We start from the raw sequence: 17339 nt of genomic DNA, 5'->3' as shown, positions 1-17339 counted from the left end.
CAGGTGGTCTGGCGTATAGCGCTTCCCCCCGGCCGGTGCGGCCCGAGCCGCACCGGCCCCGACCGGCTCGTCGTGCGTTTCGGGAGCTCAGGGCCGGCGCAGCCTCGTCGCGTGCGACCGGGCGGCGGCCGCGGTGGCCGCGTCGCCGAGGGCTTCGGCGACGTCGGCGTGCTTGAGCCAGTTGAACGGGCTGGAGGGTCGTACGCTGATCCGCTCGCTGACCAGGACGCGGGCCAGATCGAGGCGGCCGGAGCGGAGGGCGGCCTCCAGCAGGGTCTTCTGCACCGCGTCGCGCTGCGCGTGGCTGCCGCCGAATTCGTTGACGTGGTGCCTGACGGGGGCGAGGAGCTCGACGGCGGTGGCGTGGTCGCCGCGGCCGAAGGCCACCAGGGCGCGGCAGACCGGAAGGCCGACCCGTGCCGTCATCGCCTGGTTGGTGACGTCGGGCAGGGGATCGGCCAGGTAGGCCTCGCGGTCGGCGATCAGCCGGTCGGCGTCGCTGAAGCGGCCGGCGCCGACGAAGGCCATCACCGCGTGCATGTCGTTGAACGCGTAGAACGGCTCCTGGGCCTTGGAGGCCCAGGCGTCGGCCAACGCGTTCCACCTCACGGTCTGGTCATCGCCTTCGAGAAGCAGGCGCCAGAGCAGGGCGGCGGCGTCCAGCAGCTCCATCGCGGTGCCCGCCGACTCCGGGCCGTGGAGCACGGCGTCGTAGATTTCCAAGGCCCGGGCCGTGTCTCCGGCCTCCAGTGCGTAGAGCGCATAGTGCCACCACGCGTGCACGTTGAAGAACGTGCCGGTCGACCAGTCGGTCGAACGTTCGTCCATATAGGCGATTCCTCGCCGGAACCGGCCTTGCATCTCGTAGGTGTGGACGACCGCGTGAATGCCCCACACGTCCTTGGGGTCGAGCCCGACCGCGCGCAGGCCGACCTCCTCCGAGCGGTCGTAGTGCCCTGCCTCCTCCAACCCGAAGGCGTACATGCCGAGCAACGGGCCGAAATGCCGGTCGGTCTCGCTCCATGCCGTCAGCGCACCGCCGACCCGGTCGCGCAGCGCGCGGGCGTCCCCGGTGAAGTAGTCGATCTGATGGCCGACGAACAGAGCGAGGACGTCCCGCGGGTACTCCTCGCTGATCTGGCCGAGCAGGCGGCCGCAGCCGAGGAAGTCGCCCTTCACCAGGCGCTCGAGCGCCGCGACGTGTGCCCGCTCCCGGGGAAGGAGCCCGGAGCCGTCCACGCGCGACCGGAAGCGCCGGAACCGCTCCGCCGCGGCCCGCGCGCCTTCGGGCTCGGTGGCCAGAAGTCCGAGGTACGCCGACAGGACGTTGCCCAGCGGGAAGTCGGGATCCGCTTCGAGCGCCCGCTTCGCTTCGGCGTCGACCTCCGGGCGGAAGTGCAGCAGTTCATGGACGGCGTTGTCGTAGTGTCCGAGTGCGGTGCGGCTGCCCGCTCCGATGGCCAGCCCGTGCTCGTCCTTCATGGCCGTCAGGTGTCCGTCGGACGTTCGACGTCCGCCCACAGGCTGGGAAGGTTGACCACGATTCCCTCCTGCGTGCTGCGTGCGATGACCACGACCGCCTCCTCGTCGGGGGAGGGGTTCTCCTCACGGTGCGGGACATAGGGCGGGACGAAGATGTAGTCGCCCGGCCCGGTCTCGACTCGGACCTCCTCGGCGCCTTCGGCGAAGACGAAGACCGGCCGGCCGGAGACGACGTATATCGCCGTTTCCGCCTCGCCGTGGTGATGGTCGCCGGAGCTGGTCGCGGGCCCGACGTGGGTACGGCCCATCCAGAGCCGTTCCGAGCCCACGCTCCTGCCCGAGATCGCCTCGTACCTTCGCATTCCCGAGGTCTGTGCGGTGTCGGGGTCCAGGTCGGCGCCGCGGACATGCTCGATGCGGCCATGCCAGGCGGCCGTCCCCCGTGCGTGATCAGTCACTGGTGTCCCTCTATTGGCCGTTTCAACCATGCAGTGCGGCTTCGTGGTCGTCGCAGGCGGCACAAGCGGCAGTGATCCGCCCAGTCCCGGAGTGCGCGGTGGAGGCGGAGGGTCCCCGTGAGGACGATTCAGCCTTGCATGCGGCGCTCCGTCCGGGCAACAGGCCCCGCCGTCACGGTGCGGCTGACCGCGGCGCAGGCGGCGTGAGCAAGGTTGTTCGCTGTGGCGGTCGTGAGGTGGCCGGTGACGAGCCAGTGGTAGATGAGGGGGCCGAAGAGCAGGTCGCGGATCGTGTCGGGGGCGAGTGCGGGGTCGAGGTGGCCTTCGGCCAGGCCGCGTTCGATCAAGGCGCGGATGGTGGCGTCCCTGGGGTTCAGGTAGTGGTGTCGTAGCACCTCGGCGAGGTCGGGCCGCCGACCCGCTTCAGCGTGCACGGCAAGGACGGTTCGACCGAGCGGGGAGCCGGCCAGCCGTAGCGCGAACCCGGCGGACATTTCCTTCAGATCGCGCAGCACGTCGCCGGTGTCCGGAACGGGCAGCGGTGGCACCTGTTCGACCAGGGCGTGGACCACCAGGTCGTCCTTGGTCGGCCAGCGCCGGTACACCGCCGGCCGGCCCACCCCTGCGCGCGCGGCGACCGCCTCGATCGTCAGCCTCGCGTATCCCTGTTCGGCCAGCAGTTCGATCGTCGCCGCGGTGACGGCGCGGTCGACGTCGGTGCTGCGCGGCCGGCCGCGGCGTCCTGTCGCGCCCTTGCGTTCCTCGCCCATACAAGCAATATTACAGTACGACTCGTAACGAAATGGAGGGCGTGATGGTCCGTCGGAGTGTGACCTGGGGGCTGCTGCTGGCTTGGGCGGCCAACGACGCCGAGGAATGGTTCACCATGGCTCCCTGGTCACGAAAGAACGCGGGCGGCAGCGCTCCCGGGCCGGTGTGGCTGCGTCGCGAGATCTCCACCGCGCACGCCCGCACGGCCATCGCTCTCATGGGCGCTTTCATGCTCGCCGCCACGGTGGACGGCGTGCGGACCGGCGGGAGGTCCCGGCTCTATCAGGCCACCTTGGCCGGTTTCGGCGTGCACGGGCTCGGGCACCTGGCTTTGAGCGTCAGCCAACGCGGCTACACCCCGGGTGTAGCGACAGCACCCACGATCGTCGTGCCGTTCTCCCTGTGGGCTTGGCGCGCGCTCGGCCGCGCAGGTGTTCGCCGCGACACGGCGCGGACACTCCGCGACGCCGCGATCCTGCTTCCCGTGACCCTGAAGGCCGTCCACACCGGAGCCCACCTGCTCACCTCGACCCGCGAGAAAGCCGCCGAGGACGGGCAAGGAAGTCACTGAAGCCCGTGGGATCTCGCCTGGCCGCATGCCGCGCTCGGACCACGCCGCGACGATCTGGTGCCGGGCTCCTCCTTGCGGACGACACCGGCTACCGGGGTATCACTCCGGCTTGGCTCCCCAGCGTGACGCACCCGCCCCGACCGCCTTTCTACCCTCCTCCCCGGCCAGCACGGACGAGACTGAGGGAGTAGGACGAATGCGCTGTTGCAGGACCACTCTGTCGCACCCCGGATCAGCCACCCCGATACAGGCCCCTCTGGACATGCGCGGCCGGTCATAGGCTGGCGCTCATGACGTCCGAGGAACCCCCGCGCGCGCTGTTCGCGGGGGCGTCGCGTCGGTCGGTACGGCTGCTTCCGTGGGGGGTGGCGTTCGTGCTGTGCGTCGCTCTGCTGCCCACCACGATCACGGTGCTCAGCGTCGACTACGGTCTGAACGGCGGCGTCGCGGGCGCGCTGGCCGTCGCGCAGGCGGCGCCGCTGGTGCTCGCCGTCGTCCGCCCGCTGCGGGCCTGGTACGTGATCTTCGCCGCGGACGTGGCCGGGGCGCTCGCGCTGCTCACCGTCGACTTCGAAGAGCGGCTCCTGTGGCCGTTTCCGCCCATGGAGATCGTCGGCTACATCGGCCTCTGCCTCGCCCTCGGCCTGCGCGAGTCGCGCCGGACGCTGCTGCTGGTGTGGCTGGCGACGGCGGGCGCGAGCGTCGGCCTGGGGTTCGTCGCGCCCCACGGCACGAGCGCCAGGGGGACGCTGCTCACGATTCTCAGCGGCGTCGCGCTCGTGCTCGGCGGTGCGCTCCGCGAGCGGTACGAGGCGCAGCGCAGGCTGGCCGAGCAGGAGACGATCAGCGAGGCCGAGCGCGGCCGGCGAACGCTGCTGGAGGAACGCGCCCGCATCGCGCGCGAGCTGCACGACGTGGTGGCGCACCACATGTCCGTCATCACGGTGCAGGCGGACACGTCGGTGTACCGCCTCGACGGGCTGACGCCAGACGTGCAGGAGGAGTTCACCTCCATCGCGGCGACCGCGCGCGAGTCGCTCGGCGAGATGCGACGGCTCCTCGGCGTGCTGCGGAGCGAGGAGGCGCACGGCGAGCTCGCGCCCCAGCCGGGCCTGAAGCGGATCGGGCCGATGGTGGAGGCGACGGCCCGGGCGGGCGTCCCAGTGGAGTTCGCCTCCTGCGACGCCGACGTGCCCGAGGCGGTGGGGCTCTCCGCGTACCGCATCGTCCAGGAGGCCCTCGCGAATGTGGTGCGGCACGCGCCGGGCGCTCCGACAAGGGTGTCGGTGGCGGAGGAAGGGGGCTGGCTCACCGTCCTCGTCGTCAACGGGCCTTCGCCCGAGCCGCCGGCCGCGCCGCTGGAGGAGCGCGGCACGGGGCACGGCCTCGTCGGCATGCGCGAACGGGTGCGGCTCGGCGGCGGCACCATCGAAGCGGGGCCGCTGCCGGACGGCGGCTTCCGCGTGGCCGCCCGGCTCCCCCTGACGGAAAGGGACCCAACGTGACGACGCGCGTCATCATCGTCGACGACCAGGCCATGGTGCGGGCCGGCTTCGCCGCACTGCTGGCCGCCCAGAGCGACATCGAGGTGGTGGGCGAGGCCGCCGACGGCGCGCAGGGCGTCGAGCTGAGCCGGCGCACCCGTCCCGACGTGGTGCTGATGGACGTCCGCATGCCCGAGATGGACGGCCTGGAGGGCGCGCGCCGTCTCCTCGCGCCACCGCCGGGCGTGACGCACCGGCCGCGCGTGCTGATGCTCACCACGTTCGACGTCGACGACTACGTCTACGAGGCGCTGCGGGCGGGCGCGAGCGGCTTCCTGCTGAAGGACGCGCCGCCGGCCGACCTCATCGCGGCGGTGCGCGTCGTCGCCTCGGGCGACGCGCTGCTCGCCCCCTCGGTCACGCGCCGCCTCATCGCGGACTTCGCCCGGCAGCGTCCCCCCGCCCGGGGCAAGCCCGCGCTGCGGCTCAAGGCACTGACGGAACGTGAGACCGAGGTCCTCGGCCTGGTGGCCCGCGGCATGTCCAACTCGGAGATCGCGGAGACGCTGGTGCTCGCCGAGCAGACGGTGAAGACGCACGTGAGCCGCGTCCTCACCAAGCTCGACCTGCGCGACCGCGCCCAGGCGGTGGTCTTCGCGTACGAATCGGGGCTGGTGACCCCGGGCGAGTAGGACGCCCCCTCCTCCACCCCCCACCGCCGTAGCACCCCCACATCGGCTCCCGGGTATGACGCCCGGCGCGCAACCGCCCTCGCACACTCCACCCGTTCGGTCCGAGAGACGACGAAAGGGCGGATGATGCGGCTACGCAGAGGCAAGCGGAAGGCGGACGAGAGGCCGGAGGCCCGGGCCTCCGCACCCGGTCTCGCGGTCGAACTGCGCGGTGTCCGGCGGCGGCGCGGTCGCGGCGCGGGCTCCGTGCACGCTCTCGCGGGCGTCGATCTCGCCCTCCCCGTACGGCAAGTTCACCCCGGTCATGAACCCGTCCGGGTCGCGCAAGCCCACCTTCCTGCAGTGCGCCGCCGGCCGTAGCGCACATGCGGGCGGGAGCCGCATCGCCCGGCTCCCGCCCCGAACGACCTTTCCCGACGACGAAGGAGGTATGGACATCCATGCCCGCAACCCTGGCTCCCCCCGTTCCCCCAGTCCGCATACGAAAGACCCCCGTCTGGGCCCTCGGCATGCTGGCGGCCGCCACCGGCACCCTGGAATCGGTGGTGGCGCCGACGCTCCCGCTGCTGCAGCGCGAACTGTCGATGAGCCCTGCCCAAGGGGCGCTGCTCAGCATCGCGATGCTCATCACCGGTGCTCTCGTCGCGCCCGTCGCGGGCAGTCTCGGTGACCGCCACGGCGGCAAGCGCGTCATGATCCGGCTGATGGCGGTGGTCGCGGCCGGTGGCCTGGTGTCCTCGCTGGCGCCGAACCTGCCGGTGCTGCTGCTCGGGCAGGTACTGCAGGGCGCGATGGTCGGCGCGATGCCGCTCTCGTTCATCCTGGTGCGCAAGCACCTCCCGGCGGGGGAGTCGCAGGTGGCCATCGGGGTGGTCAGCGGGCTGTTCGTGGGCGGCGGCATGCTCGGGACGCTGGTCGCCGGGCCCATCGCGGAAGGGCTGTCCCGGCACTGGATGTTCGCGATACCGACGTTCGCGATCGTCGTGGCGACCCTGTTCGTCCACCTGCTGATGCCGGACGACCCGCCGGCCCGTCCGGGCGCCCGGATCGACTGGCCCGGCCTGGTCCTGCTGAGCGGCGTCCTGCTGACGCTCATGCTCGGGCTCTCGGTGGCGCCCGACGTCGGCTCGCGGCCGCTCGCGCTCGGCGCGCTCGTCCTGGTCCTCGCCGCCTTCATTGCCGGATGGACGGCCGTCGAGCGTCGTACGGCCTCACCGATGGTCGATCTGCGCCTGCTCGCGAAGCCTCCGATATGGAGCTCGTACGTGATCACGTTCGCCGTCTGCGTGGGCACGGCGGTGTCGATGTACCTCGTTCCGCAACTGCTCGCGGTCGCCGGCGACGGGTACGGCTTCGGGGCCGGCTCCACCGACATCGGGCGGTACCTGCTGCCCGGCGCCGTCACGGCGGCGATCAGCGGGCCGCTCGGCGGGGTCGCGGTGCGGCGCTTCGGCGCGGGTGCGGTGGTCACCGCCGGAATCGGCGTCATGGCGGCCACGCTGGTCGGCCTGGCGCTCCTGCACACCGAGGTCTGGCACCTCGTCGTGGGCAAGGCGCTGATCGCCCTGGCCAGCGGCGTCTGCATCACGGCGATGGTCGTCCGGACGGCCACCTCCGTCGAGCACGGCGACACCGGAACGGCCACCAGCCTGGTCCTGGTGACGCGCGTGATCGGCTTCGCCGCGGGCGCCCAGGTCAGCGGCGCCTTCCTCACCGCCGGAACCCCTTCCGGGTCGGACGTCCCGGCCGAATCGGCCTTCGTCATCGGCTTCGCCATCGCCGGCGCCGTCACGGCGCTGTCCCTGTTCGCCGTCCGCACCATGAGCAAAGGAACCAAGGCATGAACCGTTCTGACCTGATGACGGGCGCCCGTACCGCGCCGAAGCGCAAGGTCCTGATCTCGGGGGGCGGCATCGCGGGGCCCGCCCTCGCGTTCTGGCTGAACCGCCACGGCCACGCCGTCACGGTGGTGGAGAAGGCGGGCATGCTTCGCAGCGGCGGCTATCCCGTCGACGTGCGCGGCACCGCACTGGAGGTCGTCCGGCGGATGGGGATCCTGCCGCGCCTGCGGGACGCGCACGTCGACTCGCGGCGGCTGACCTTCCTCGACGGGGACGGCGGCGAGGTGGCCTCAATCGACCCGCACACCGTCACCGGCGGCGTCGCGGAACGGGACCTGGAGGTGCGGCGCGGTGATCTGACCGACGCTCTGTACACGGCGGTCCGTGACGACGTGGAGTTCGTGTTCGACGACTCCATCGACAGCCTCGATCAGTCCGGCCCCGGAGTCGACGTCACTTTCCGCGGGGGCGGCACGCGTACGTTCGACATGGTGTTCGGTGCGGACGGCACGCACTCGCGCACCCGGGAGGTGCTGTTCGGCCCCGAAGAACGGTTCCACCGGTACCTCGGCTACTGCTTCGCCGTGTTCACCATGCGCAACACTTTCGGGCTCTCCCACGAGACCGTCATGTGGAATACGCCGGGCAGGGCCGCGGCGCTCTACGCCGTGGGGGACGACGACGAAGTGCACGCGTTCCTGAACTTCGCTCGGCCGGAACCGCCGTCCGGCGCGTTGACGGACCCGGACGCCCAACGGGAACTGGTCGCCGCGGTCTTCGCCGACGCGGGATGGGAGGTCCCGGGCATGCTGGCCGCGATGGGCGACGCGGACGACCTGTTCTTCGACGGAGTCGGCCAGATCCGGATGCCCCGCTGGTCCAGCGGCAGGGGCGCGCTGGTCGGAGACGCCGCATACGCACCCTCTTTCCTGACCGGGCAGGGCACCAGCCTCGCGCTCGTCGGCGCGTACATGCTCGCCGGTTCCCTGGCCGATCGGGACCACGCCGCGGGCTTCGCCGCTTACGAACGCGACACCCGTGAGTTCGTGACTCTGAACCAGGGGCTGGTCGGGGAGGGCGGTGCCGCACTGTTCCCGACCACCGCCCAGGCCCTGGACGAGCGGAACGAGAGGCTGCGCGGACTCAGCGCCATGCCCGCCGCAGGCGGACGACCTGCCCATTCGGCCCTCACTTTGCCCGAATTCACGCCCATGAGGTGAGCCCGCTCAACCACCCGCGGGACTCAGCATGACCACCGTCCGGGGCACGCGGGTACTCTGCCTGACGGCACGGGAGTGAGGGAGTCGATGACGTACGCCATGGCACCGGACGGAACCCGCATCGCCTACCAGCTCCAGGGCCAGGGGGCGCCGCTGGTCCTGCTGGCGGGCCAGGCCAACGACCACCACTGGTGGGATGCGGTTCGTGCCGACTTCCATCCCGCTCGCAGCACCCTCACGCTCGACTATCGCGGCACGGGTGACAGCGACAAGCCCGACAGCCCCTACAGCACCGAACAGTTCGCCCAGGACGTGATCGCCGTCCTCGACGAACTCGGCATCGACCGGGCGGACGTCTACGGCACGTCCATGGGCGGACGAGTGGCCCAGCAGATCGCGGCCCGCCATCCGCACCGGGTTGGAGCTCTGGTTCTCGGCTGCACTTCACCGGGTGGCCCGCACAGCGTCGAACGCGGTAACGACGTCCGCCGAGCCTTGGCGCAACCTCAGCCCGAAGCCGCGCGGCAGGCCCTGCTGGAGCTGATGTACACCCCTCGATGGCTGGCCTCCCATCCCGGCCCGCACCACACCCTCGGCGACCCTCGCATGCCTGCCCATGCCCGGCGCCGCCACCTCGTGGCGAGCAACCGGCACAACGCCTGGGACCTCCTGCCGGACATCAGCGCCCCCACCCTGGTCGTCCACGGAAGCGACGATTTGCTCAACCCCACCGCCAACGCACCCCTGCTCGCTGACCGCATCCCCGACGCCCGGCTACACCTGATCCCCGATGCGCGGCATGCCTACTTCGAGGAGTACCGCACCCACGCCAGCCCCCTCGTCCTGGACTTCCTCACCACCGCGCACAAACCGTGAGCGCCTGCGCAGGCGGCATGTGCGAGGGCGGCCGGAACTAATGGGGCCTGCTACTGAGCGGGTGTGCCGGCCGATGGGGCGAGGCCGGTCATTGCGAGGTCGACGATGGCGCTGATGTGCTCGGCGTCGGCCATGCGGGGGGTGAGCAGCCGCCGGTAGTAGGCGGCGCCGTAGAGCAGTTCGGTGACGAGGACCGGGTCGGCGTCGGAACGGACCTGGCCTTTGCGCTGCGCTGCCCGGATGCGTTCGGCGGCGGCGCCCGCCAGGTGACCGATGAAGTTGTCCCACAAGGCCTGGTGGAGGTCCGGGTCGTGTTGGGCTTCGCCGATCAGTGCGCGGTAGTGCGGGAAGACGTGCGGGTCGCCGAGGATGCGAGAGGCCGCCGCCATCTGTGCCTTGATATCTGCGACGAAGTCCCCGGTGTCGGGGAAGGTCGCGTCCATCTTCCATGTGGACAGGAGGCCGTCCAGCAGCACGGCGGCCTTGGACGGCCACCAGCGGTAGATCGTGTTCTTTCCGACGCCGGCGCGGGCGGCGATGCCCTCGATGCTGACCTTGCGGTACCCGACCTCCTCGCAGAGGTCCATGGCGGCCTTGATGACGGCGTTGGCGGCCTCTTCACTTCGGCGCTCAGGACGTCTGGGTGACATGAGGACAGCATAGCCTTCAGGCGGCACGGAACGTTCCGTATTGACGAGGGGAACGGCGGCGGGCATGCTGAGGCGGCACGGAACGATCCGTGCCGCCATTGAAGGACGAACCCATGAAAGTTGAGTTCACCCACGACATCGCCTGCGTCTGGTCGGCGCTCGGCTACGTCCGCTTCCAGCGGGCCGCCGAGGAGCACCGTGCGGGTGGCGGCGAACTGGAGGTCGTCTTCAGGCCGTACCGGACCGCGGTCTCGCCAGAGGAACCGCCGCCGAGCCGTGGACATCTCCATCTCGTGCCCGCCGCGCGGGTCGAGCAGGTTGCGCGGGCGGCGGCGGCCGACGGCCTGGCGGTGAACCTTGACCGGATCGTGCCCGCCCCCACCGCCGACGCCCACCGGCTCATCGCGCTGGCGGCCGCGCACGGCGCCGCCGAGGACATGACCGCCCGCCTGTACCGCGCCTACTTCAGTGACGGTCTGGACCTCGGCGACGCGAACGTGCTGCGGGGCTTGGCGTCCGCGGCCGGCGTCAGGTGGGACGGCGGGAAAGACGGCGAGCGGCCCCGCGCGGAACCGGCGCGATCCGCTCGCGCGTCCGACCCGCGAGTGCCGGTCTTCCGGTTTCCGGACGGGACGGTCCTCGTCGGAGCCGTGTCGCTCGCCACGCTGAGGAGTGAGTTGATGAGGGCCGACTCGCCGCGCCGACGCTCCAGCAGGAACGCTCACCCGAGTTCTGCTCCGGCGCGACTATGAGGTGGAAGAGTTCCGTGATCTGCCTCCGCGCTCGGCGGTCGGCGCTCGGTCAGCTCAGATCCGTACCTTCAAGGCGACTGGCCATGTAATACACACGAATTAAAGGCAACGGGGGAGCGCTCGGGTGTGATCGTCTTCCTCTGGGGGGAGGGGCGGACAAAAAATCTTGGTTCGGTTTGACTGGACCGCAGCCCCTACGTTGAGGGAGTTTTGGGGAGGCTTTACAGGTCAGCAGGGTCTTTGGGGTGTGCTTGACGAAATATGGGCCCGCTTGAACCTGTTGTGGGTGTGTGACCGACGGGGAAGCCCGTCCGGAGCGCCCGACCAGATCATGAAGGGCGCGTCGAGTCCCTGATCATCAGGACGGCCGATCAAGGCACGTCCGCCGCCGAGTCCGCAGAGCGCCGATCACGGCCAGCGGAGCCGGGGACCCACCGAAACACCGGGGTGAATCCGCACTCCCGCCATGCGCGGGGCCGCGGTAGGGCTACTTCCATGCCCGAACCCGACAGCTAACCCGGTAGGCGGACTGGAAGACCTCAGGAGAACCTTCGCATGACCGCTCGTACCTTCGACCTGACCAAGCGCATGGGCACCCGCGTCGCCGCCGGAGCCGTCCTCTCCCTGGCGAGCGCGTTCGGCCTCGCCTCCCTGGCCCCGTCCGCCCAGGCGGACACCAAGCCCGCGAACACCGTGCAGGTCGCCGCCGCGCCCCAGGCCGGCACCAACGGCGCCAAGACCGCAGGCCAGAGCGCCAACGCCGGCGCCTCCGCGCAGGACGTCATCAAGCTCGCCCGCACGCAGGTCGGCACCCACGAGGACGCCTCGGGCAACAGCAAGTTCAACGACTGGTACGTCGGCTCGCCCCTGGGCGAGCAGAACGCCCACCGCATCGGTTCCAAGAGCGCCTCGGTCTACAAGGGCCAGTCTTGGTGCGACATGTTCGTGTCCTGGCTGGGCCAGCACACCGGCACCAAGGGCATGGGCGCCGACGCCTACACCGTCAGCCACGCCAAGTGGTTCAAGAAGACCGGCCGCTTCGGCCAGACCCCGAAGCCCGGCGCCGTGGTCTTCTTCGCCTGGAACGGCGGCGGCATCAAGGGTGTCGAGCACGTCGGAATCGTCGTCAAGGACAACCACGACGGCACCATCAACACCATCGAGGGCAACACCGGTGACGCGGTGAAGAAGAAGGTCCGCGACACGTCCACCGTCGCCGGCTACGGCTACCCCCAGTACCGGTAAGCCGGGGCCGCTCAGCGGCCCCTCGCCCCGCACCGTCCAGTGGTGCTTCCCCCCTTCTCCCTCCCCCGCGCAATCACACCCACGTCGCGAGCACGCCCACGTGCCGTGCGCCGGATCCGTCATGCCCGAACGGCGGGCCTTACGCCGAAGGCGTGACCCGGCGCCCGGACCACCGAGCAAAGGATGAACATGCAGCAGCGAGTCCTCGACAAGGCCCTCATCGGTACCGCCCTCGCGGGCATGCTGGTCGCGGGCGTGGCGGCCGGGACCGCCCATGAGGCCGCGGCGGACGAGCCGACGGCGCACAAGGTCACCGCGCAGCAGGTCACCGGGCAGAAGGCCATGGGGCAGCAGGTCACCGGGCACAAGGCCACGGGGCGGCAGGTCACCGGCCATCAGGTCACCGGGCAGCAGGTGATCGAGCAGCAGGTGGCCGGGAAGAAGGTCACCGGGAAGAAGGTCACCGGGAAGCGCGACGCGAAGGTCCCCCGCCACACCGCCGGCAAGGTCGCTCCGAAGCGCCACGCCGTCCTGGCGGGCAGCACCACCGCGTCCTACTTCTGGGACGACGGCTCGGGCGTGAACGGCGACACGGGCGCCCCGGCGGGCGGCAAGCCGATGCAGAAGGGCCTGTTCGCCAGCCCGAGCTGGCCTCTGCACACCAAGGTGAAGGTCACCTACAAGGGGCGCAGCGTCACCGGCTTCGTCGGGGACCGCGGGCCGGGCGAGCCGTCGCACCGCGGCGTGATGCTCGACCTCGACACCTACACCTTCCGCCACCTGGTCGACGGCAAGAAGCCGAAGAGCAAGTACAACACGGGTACCTCGGCGGGCCACCTGAAGGGCGTCAAGTACGAGATCCTGTCCTGGGGCCACGGCGCCGGCAAGAAGGGCGCCCCGAAGCCCCTCGGCTGATCAGTCCGTCCAGGTGACCCCCTCCTAGCCTCACCACAGACCCCGCTCCCGTCCTCGGGCGAGAGCGGGGTCTGTCACGTCCGGGGGAGATGTGAGGCGCTGCTAAAACCGGCCGCCCAGGACGGCATGTTAGGACTGGGGTAGGGCACCATCCGGGCGCTCTTGGGCGAGGGAGTACCAATGGGCTTCGACGTTAGGGCGATCCGGGTAGTGGCCTGCGACATCTTCGGGACGACCGTCGACTGGCGGACAGGGGTCGCCGGCCAGGTGGCAGTGATCGCTGCGGAGCGCGGTGTCGCGTTGGAGAGCGAGGCCTTCGCCGACGATTGGCGCGAGCGGTACCTCCCGTCCATGCAGCGGGTCAGCAGCGGGGAACGGGAGTGGGCGTACCTCGACACGCTGCACCGGGAGTCGCTCGACGAGCTGCTGGAGCTGCACGGCGTTGCGGACGCCTTCGACGAGACCGCGCGGCGGCGGCTCGTCCGGGCCTGGCATCGCCTGCCCGCGTGGGACGACTCGGTGGACGGCCTGGCACGGCTGCGGGAGAGGTATGTGGTGGCGGCGCTGTCCAACGGCGGGTTCGCCCTGCTGACGCACCTGATCAAGGGGGCGGGGCTGCCGTTCGACTGCGTCCTGTCAGCGGAGCTCGCCCGCACGTACAAGCCCGAGCCGGAGGCGTACCTGACAGCAGTGCGGCTGCTGGACGTGGAACCGGCGGAGGTGCTGATGGTCGCCGCGCACAAGTGGGACATCGACGGCGCCAGGGGAGCCGGGCTCGCCGCCGCCTTCCTGGAGCGTCCACTGGAGAAGGGGCCCTCTCTCACCGCCGACCGGGCGGACGACGTGGAAAGCGACCTGGTCGTGCGCGGGTTCGGTGAGCTCGCCGATCTACTGGAGGCCGGTCCGCGGACCTAGGGAGGGACGGTGAGAGCGACCGTCCAACCAGGGGGCAGCCGCACCGACCGCGACCCTCACGTGATCAGCAGTGCTCGCACCGCCGCCGAGGCGACGTCAGGACCTAGGTGGTCGGTGCGCCTCGTCTGGGGCCTCCACCTTCCCGGCGATGTGTTCCAGGGCGGTGAGGTCTTCCGGTGCCAGGCGGTCGATGAAGTGGTGGCGCACTGATTCCAGGTGGGCGGGGGCGGCGTCCGTCAGGGTGTCCAGGCCGTGTTCGGTGAGGACCAGGAGGCAGCCCCTTCCGTCGGCCGGGTCGGGTGCGCGGCGGATGAGGCCGCGCGCCTCCATGCGGGTGGCGTGCCGGGAGAGCCGGCTGCGCGACCAGCCCATCTTCGCGGCCTGCTCATGCAGGGTGCCGGCGTGGTCCGGCCGTTCCGACAGCGTGCTGAGCACCTCGTAGTCGGGCTCGGAGAGGCCGACCTGGGAGAGGTCGCGGGCGGTGCCGGTCTGGACGGCGATCACCATGCGGCGGAAGGCCCGCCACGCCCGTTCCTCGTCCGGGGTCAGCCAGCGCACGGGCTCGTCCGACGGTCTCTTTGACATGTAAACAACCTATCGCCTAAGTTCATTTACATGTCAACGAAACAGGTGCGCCTCCTCGTTCTGGTGTGCAGCACCCGCCCCGGCGCCCTCGGCCCCGCGGTGGGGGCATGGCTGACCGAGACGATCACGCCCCGCGCCGCCGAACTCGGCGCCGAGCTGGTGCCGCTGGCCCTCTCCGACCTCGACCTCCCGTTCCTCGACGAGGAGGACCATCCGTCGTCGGGCGCGTATCGCAACGAGCACACGCGCAGGTGGAGCGCGATCGTGGACGCCGCGGACGGCCTCATCGTCGTGACGCCGGAGTACAACTACGGGATGCCGGCGTCCCTGAAGAACGCGCTGGACTACCTCTCCCGCGAGTGGGCGTGGAAACCGGTCGGTTTCGTCAGCTACGGCAACACCTCGGCGGGCACGAGGGCCGTGCAGCACGCCAAGCAAGTGGTGACCACGCTGCGCCTGGTACCGCTGGGATCCACGGTCGCGCTCCGCATCGCCGACGCCGTGCACGACGGGGAGGTGCGGCCCGCCGCCGCTGCCGGGGAGGCCGCGATCGATCTCCTGGAGGAACTGGTCCGGGTCGCGCACGCGCTCCGGCCGATGCGAGAGCGAGAGCGGCCCGCATCGGCGGCCGGGCCCGAACCGGGGTCCTACCTGCGGCGGTTGACGCCGGACGATGCCCCCGAGGTGACCGTCCTGCAGCGGTGCTGCTGGGTGGACGAGGCCCTCGCCAACGACCCCCTGACCGTCCCGGCGCTGCACGAGTCCGTGGAGCAGGTTCGTGACTGGCTCGCGTCCTGGGACGCGATCGGGCTGTGGCGGGACGGCCGGCTCCTCGGCATGGTGCGGACCCGCCGCGAGGACGCCGAGTGGCACGTGGGAAGGCTCGGCGTCGTTCCCGACCTGCGGGGGCGCGGCCTGGGGCGCTGGCTGCTCCATGAGGCGGAGGCCGCCGCCGACCAGGCCTGCCGCAGCATCGTGCTGTCCACGGGGGCAGGCAGCCGGAACAACATCGCGCTCTACCGGAGCGAGGGATACCAGCCGGCCCCCATCCCCGGCGAGGACGGCACCATCCGCCTCACCAAGATGCGCCTCGGCACTGGTTGATCGGCCCGTGCCGCACTCCTGGCGCAGGGGGAGTGCGGCACGATGAAATGCGGCGGCATCTTCCCCAGGCTGCGCTCACCCACCCCGTCGCACCGCTGTGTGGTTCACCCCGCCGTAGCCGGTGACGGTGACGCACTGTCACTCGTCAGGTCTTCCCCTGGCCGGTGGCCGCCCGTCCTGCGATCGAGCGGGAAGTGGGAGAGCCAGGCCGGACTTGATGGTGTCGAAGACGACCAGGGTCTCGTAGCGCTGGATGTTGTCGTCCGCCTTCAACAGGCGGTCACCGAGCCGACTGCAGTCGCGCATGCTCCGCGCGGCCAGCACGACCACGTAGTCCCACGGCCCCGCGACGCGGTAGCACTGCTGGACCTGGGGCTCTGAGCGCATCCGTTCGGCGAAGGCCCGGTGGTGCTCGAACGATTCCCGGACCAGGGTCACCAGGACCGTGGCCAGGACGGTGGGACCGAAGCGGTGCGGATCGAGGACGGCGACCTGCCTGGCGATGAGCCCGTGCTCGCGGTAGCGGGCGATCCGCCGCTGGACGGCGCTCGGTGAGAGCCCGACCTGTTCCCCGAGGTCGTGCAGGGTGCGCCCGGCGTCGTGCTGGAGGAGGTCCAGCAGCAGGGCGTCGATCTCGTCCAGGCGAGGTGGCGGCGATTCGGGCACGCAAGATTATTGCGCCGTGGCGCGAGAATTCTCAATCGCGTCGATCGGGAGCTCGGTTAGCGTCGGCCGGGTCGGAAGCCTCGGCGGAAGGTGGCGCGCATGGACCTGGACGTGGCGCGGATCGAGCAGGCCCTACGGGTGATCGATCCGGTGTTCCTCGACACCCCGCAGTACCTGGACGAGCAGCTGTGCCGGGCGCTGGGCGGCCGCGCGGTGACGGTGAAACTGGAGACGGCCAACCCGGTGCGCAGCTTCAAGGGCCGGGGCGCCGATCTGATGCTGAGCACGCTCGCCCCCGGCACGCCGGTGGTGTGCGCCAGCTCGGGCAACTTCGGGCAGGCCGTCGCCTACGCCGGACGAGCACGCGGGATGCCGGTCGAGGTGTTCGTGCCCGAGACCGTCAATCCCGGCAAGCGCGAGCGGATGGAGACGTTCGGCGCCCGCGTCATCGCGGCGGGACCGGACGGCTCGTCGGCGCGAGAGGCCGCGGCCGCCCACGCCGAGCGCCATCCCGACCGCGTCCACCTGCAGGACGGCGTCCAGGCGGCCATCGCCGAAGGCGCCGGCACGATCGGAGCCGAGCTGACCCGCGGCGCGCCGGCCGGGGCGTGCTTCGACGCCGTCGTGCTCCCGGTCGGCGACGGCGCACTGATCAACGGCGTGGCGCGCTGGATGAAGGAGCGCGCTCCCGGCACCCGGATCGTGGGGGTCAACGCCGAAGGCGCCCCCTCGATGGCGGAAAGCCTGCGCGCCGGCCGCGCGGTCCCTGCCGGACGCGTTCGCACCTTCGCCGACGGCATCGCGGTGCGTCGCCCGACGGAGGCCTCGGTGCGGCGGGCCCGCGTCCTGGTGGACGAGATGGTTCTGGTGACGGACGAGGCCATCGCCGCCGCCATGGAACTGGCGGCGCGCACGCTAGGCATCGTCCTGGAACCGGCGGGCGCGGCGGGCCTGGCGGCGATCGCCGAGGGCACGGTCCCCGGCGATCGCCTGGCGACGGTGCTGACCGGCGCCAATCCTCGTCCCGAACAGGTCCGGGAGCTGTCGGCCCGGCTCACACAGCATGGGTGCCGTCTTGGTCGCCTCCAGTAATCGCCACGACCACGACGACC

General features: G+C 71.1%; 19 protein-coding genes and 1 riboswitch. Of the genes, 12 read left to right on the top strand and 7 right to left on the bottom strand.

The window, feature by feature from the left end; all coding sequences use genetic code 11:
• Positions 1 to 87 precede the first annotated feature (87 nt).
• The 3 genes from AB0K37_RS06415 to AB0K37_RS06405 form a co-directional block, all read right to left on the bottom strand.
• Positions 88 to 1482, bottom strand: coding sequence for a tetratricopeptide repeat protein (locus tag AB0K37_RS06415; RefSeq protein ID WP_363975722.1), 1395 nt, complete (start codon positions 1480 to 1482; stop codon positions 88 to 90).
• Between the two features lie 5 nt (positions 1483 to 1487).
• Positions 1488 to 1940, bottom strand: coding sequence for a cupin domain-containing protein (locus tag AB0K37_RS06410; protein ID WP_363975719.1), 453 nt, complete (start codon positions 1938 to 1940; stop codon positions 1488 to 1490).
• Positions 1941 to 2068: 128 nt separating this feature from the next.
• Positions 2069 to 2710, bottom strand: a complete 642-nt coding sequence (locus AB0K37_RS06405; protein ID WP_363975716.1) for a TetR/AcrR family transcriptional regulator — start codon at positions 2708 to 2710, stop codon at positions 2069 to 2071.
• 44 nt (positions 2711 to 2754) lie between these two features.
• On the opposite strand from AB0K37_RS06405, the gene AB0K37_RS06400 reads away from it, so the two are divergent.
• The 3 genes from AB0K37_RS06400 to AB0K37_RS06390 all read left to right on the top strand — a co-directional run bounded on the left by AB0K37_RS06400 (position 2755) and on the right by AB0K37_RS06390 (position 5458).
• A complete protein-coding gene (locus AB0K37_RS06400; protein ID WP_363975713.1) occupies positions 2755 to 3282 on the top strand; it encodes an HXXEE domain-containing protein in 528 nt (175 codons plus the stop codon).
• A 290-nt stretch (positions 3283 to 3572) separates the two neighbouring features.
• Positions 3573 to 4787 (top strand): sensor histidine kinase, encoded by a 1215-nt coding sequence (locus AB0K37_RS06395; protein WP_363975710.1) that lies wholly within the window; start codon positions 3573 to 3575, stop codon positions 4785 to 4787.
• Positions 4784 to 5458, top strand: a complete 675-nt coding sequence (locus tag AB0K37_RS06390; protein WP_363975707.1) for a response regulator transcription factor — start codon at positions 4784 to 4786, stop codon at positions 5456 to 5458. The genes AB0K37_RS06395 and AB0K37_RS06390 overlap by 4 nt, the downstream gene beginning before the upstream one ends.
• A gap of 132 nt (positions 5459 to 5590) precedes the next feature.
• Here the strand turns inward: AB0K37_RS06390 and AB0K37_RS06385 are convergent, their stop codons facing one another.
• Positions 5591 to 5785, bottom strand: a complete 195-nt coding sequence (locus AB0K37_RS06385) for a hypothetical protein (RefSeq protein WP_363975704.1) — start codon at positions 5783 to 5785, stop codon at positions 5591 to 5593.
• Between the two features lie 113 nt (positions 5786 to 5898).
• Here AB0K37_RS06385 and AB0K37_RS06380 point away from each other — a divergent pair, with 113 nt between their 5' ends.
• The 3 genes from AB0K37_RS06380 (at position 5899) to AB0K37_RS06370 (ending at position 9395) form a co-directional block, all read left to right on the top strand.
• Positions 5899 to 7302 carry an MFS transporter gene (locus tag AB0K37_RS06380; RefSeq protein WP_363975701.1) on the top strand — a complete coding sequence of 468 codons (1404 nt, stop codon included), beginning with the start codon at positions 5899 to 5901 and terminating at the stop codon, positions 7300 to 7302.
• Positions 7299 to 8519 carry an FAD-dependent monooxygenase gene (locus AB0K37_RS06375; RefSeq protein WP_363975698.1) on the top strand — a complete coding sequence of 407 codons (1221 nt, stop codon included), beginning with the start codon at positions 7299 to 7301 and terminating at the stop codon, positions 8517 to 8519. Before AB0K37_RS06380 ends, AB0K37_RS06375 begins: the two co-directional genes overlap by 4 nt.
• A gap of 99 nt (positions 8520 to 8618) precedes the next feature.
• Positions 8619 to 9395, top strand: a complete 777-nt coding sequence (locus tag AB0K37_RS06370) for an alpha/beta hydrolase (RefSeq protein ID WP_363975695.1) — start codon at positions 8619 to 8621, stop codon at positions 9393 to 9395.
• A 50-nt stretch (positions 9396 to 9445) separates the two neighbouring features.
• Here AB0K37_RS06370 and AB0K37_RS06365 read toward each other — a convergent pair whose 3' ends face one another.
• Entirely contained in the window at positions 9446 to 10045 is a 600-nt protein-coding gene (locus tag AB0K37_RS06365; protein ID WP_363975692.1) for a TetR/AcrR family transcriptional regulator, read from the bottom strand.
• A 113-nt stretch (positions 10046 to 10158) separates the two neighbouring features.
• Here AB0K37_RS06365 and AB0K37_RS06360 point away from each other — a divergent pair, with 113 nt between their 5' ends.
• The 4 genes from AB0K37_RS06360 to AB0K37_RS06345 all read left to right on the top strand — a co-directional run bounded on the left by AB0K37_RS06360 (position 10159) and on the right by AB0K37_RS06345 (position 13872).
• Positions 10159 to 10797, top strand: coding sequence for a DsbA family protein (locus AB0K37_RS06360; protein WP_363975689.1), 639 nt, complete (start codon positions 10159 to 10161; stop codon positions 10795 to 10797).
• 392 nt (positions 10798 to 11189) lie between these two features.
• Positions 11190 to 11338: riboswitch (cyclic di-AMP (ydaO/yuaA leader) on the top strand.
• Positions 11339 to 11352: 14 nt separating this feature from the next.
• Complete coding sequence (locus AB0K37_RS06355) at positions 11353 to 12042, top strand: CHAP domain-containing protein (protein ID WP_363975686.1); 690 nt, start codon at positions 11353 to 11355, stop codon at positions 12040 to 12042.
• Between the two features lie 189 nt (positions 12043 to 12231).
• Positions 12232 to 12957, top strand: a complete 726-nt coding sequence (locus tag AB0K37_RS06350) for a hypothetical protein (protein WP_363975683.1) — start codon at positions 12232 to 12234, stop codon at positions 12955 to 12957.
• 180 nt (positions 12958 to 13137) lie between these two features.
• Positions 13138 to 13872 carry a haloacid dehalogenase type II gene (locus AB0K37_RS06345; protein ID WP_363975681.1) on the top strand — a complete coding sequence of 245 codons (735 nt, stop codon included), beginning with the start codon at positions 13138 to 13140 and terminating at the stop codon, positions 13870 to 13872.
• Between the two features lie 96 nt (positions 13873 to 13968).
• On the opposite strand, the gene AB0K37_RS06340 is transcribed toward AB0K37_RS06345, so the two are convergent.
• Positions 13969 to 14457 (bottom strand): MarR family winged helix-turn-helix transcriptional regulator, encoded by a 489-nt coding sequence (locus AB0K37_RS06340; protein ID WP_363975678.1) that lies wholly within the window; start codon positions 14455 to 14457, stop codon positions 13969 to 13971.
• A gap of 30 nt (positions 14458 to 14487) precedes the next feature.
• On the opposite strand from AB0K37_RS06340, the gene AB0K37_RS06335 reads away from it, so the two are divergent.
• Positions 14488 to 15561: a bifunctional NAD(P)H-dependent oxidoreductase/GNAT family N-acetyltransferase gene (locus AB0K37_RS06335; protein ID WP_363975675.1), complete on the top strand. Its 1074-nt coding sequence runs from the start codon at positions 14488 to 14490 to the stop codon at positions 15559 to 15561.
• Between the two features lie 138 nt (positions 15562 to 15699).
• Here the strand turns inward: AB0K37_RS06335 and AB0K37_RS06330 are convergent, their stop codons facing one another.
• On the bottom strand, positions 15700 to 16227 hold the full coding sequence (locus AB0K37_RS06330) for an Lrp/AsnC family transcriptional regulator (RefSeq protein WP_363975672.1): 528 nt from the start codon (positions 16225 to 16227) through the stop codon (positions 15700 to 15702).
• 99 nt (positions 16228 to 16326) lie between these two features.
• On the opposite strand from AB0K37_RS06330, the gene AB0K37_RS06325 reads away from it, so the two are divergent.
• A complete protein-coding gene (locus AB0K37_RS06325; protein WP_363975669.1) occupies positions 16327 to 17319 on the top strand; it encodes a pyridoxal-phosphate dependent enzyme in 993 nt (330 codons plus the stop codon).
• Positions 17320 to 17339 lie beyond the last annotated feature (20 nt).

It is taken from the genome of Actinomadura sp. NPDC049753, assembly GCF_040674655.1.
GTDB classification, from domain to species: Bacteria; Actinomycetota; Actinomycetes; order Streptosporangiales; family Streptosporangiaceae; genus Spirillospora; species Spirillospora verrucosospora.
The sequence above is the reverse complement of the archived record's forward strand: the minus strand, read 5'-3'. Positions and strand labels throughout refer to the sequence as shown.

Coding starts and splice junctions, on each gene's coding strand:
- AB0K37_RS06415 (WP_363975722.1), bottom strand. CDS start 1,482: ATGAAGGACGAGCACGGGCTGGCCATCGGAGCGGGCAGCCGCACCGCA.
- AB0K37_RS06405 (WP_363975716.1), bottom strand. CDS start 2,710: ATGGGCGAGGAACGCAAGGGCGCGACAGGACGCCGCGGCCGGCCGCGC.
- AB0K37_RS06400 (WP_363975713.1), top strand. CDS start 2,755: ATGGTCCGTCGGAGTGTGACCTGGGGGCTGCTGCTGGCTTGGGCGGCC.
- AB0K37_RS06395 (WP_363975710.1), top strand. CDS start 3,573: ATGACGTCCGAGGAACCCCCGCGCGCGCTGTTCGCGGGGGCGTCGCGT.
- AB0K37_RS06380 (WP_363975701.1), top strand. CDS start 5,899: ATGCCCGCAACCCTGGCTCCCCCCGTTCCCCCAGTCCGCATACGAAAG.
- AB0K37_RS06375 (WP_363975698.1), top strand. CDS start 7,299: ATGAACCGTTCTGACCTGATGACGGGCGCCCGTACCGCGCCGAAGCGC.
- AB0K37_RS06370 (WP_363975695.1), top strand. CDS start 8,619: ATGGCACCGGACGGAACCCGCATCGCCTACCAGCTCCAGGGCCAGGGG.
- AB0K37_RS06365 (WP_363975692.1), bottom strand. CDS start 10,045: ATGTCACCCAGACGTCCTGAGCGCCGAAGTGAAGAGGCCGCCAACGCC.
- AB0K37_RS06360 (WP_363975689.1), top strand. CDS start 10,159: ATGAAAGTTGAGTTCACCCACGACATCGCCTGCGTCTGGTCGGCGCTC.
- AB0K37_RS06355 (WP_363975686.1), top strand. CDS start 11,353: ATGACCGCTCGTACCTTCGACCTGACCAAGCGCATGGGCACCCGCGTC.
- AB0K37_RS06350 (WP_363975683.1), top strand. CDS start 12,232: ATGCAGCAGCGAGTCCTCGACAAGGCCCTCATCGGTACCGCCCTCGCG.
- AB0K37_RS06345 (WP_363975681.1), top strand. CDS start 13,138: ATGGGCTTCGACGTTAGGGCGATCCGGGTAGTGGCCTGCGACATCTTC.
- AB0K37_RS06340 (WP_363975678.1), bottom strand. CDS start 14,457: ATGTCAAAGAGACCGTCGGACGAGCCCGTGCGCTGGCTGACCCCGGAC.
- AB0K37_RS06335 (WP_363975675.1), top strand. CDS start 14,488: ATGTCAACGAAACAGGTGCGCCTCCTCGTTCTGGTGTGCAGCACCCGC.
- AB0K37_RS06325 (WP_363975669.1), top strand. CDS start 16,327: ATGGACCTGGACGTGGCGCGGATCGAGCAGGCCCTACGGGTGATCGAT.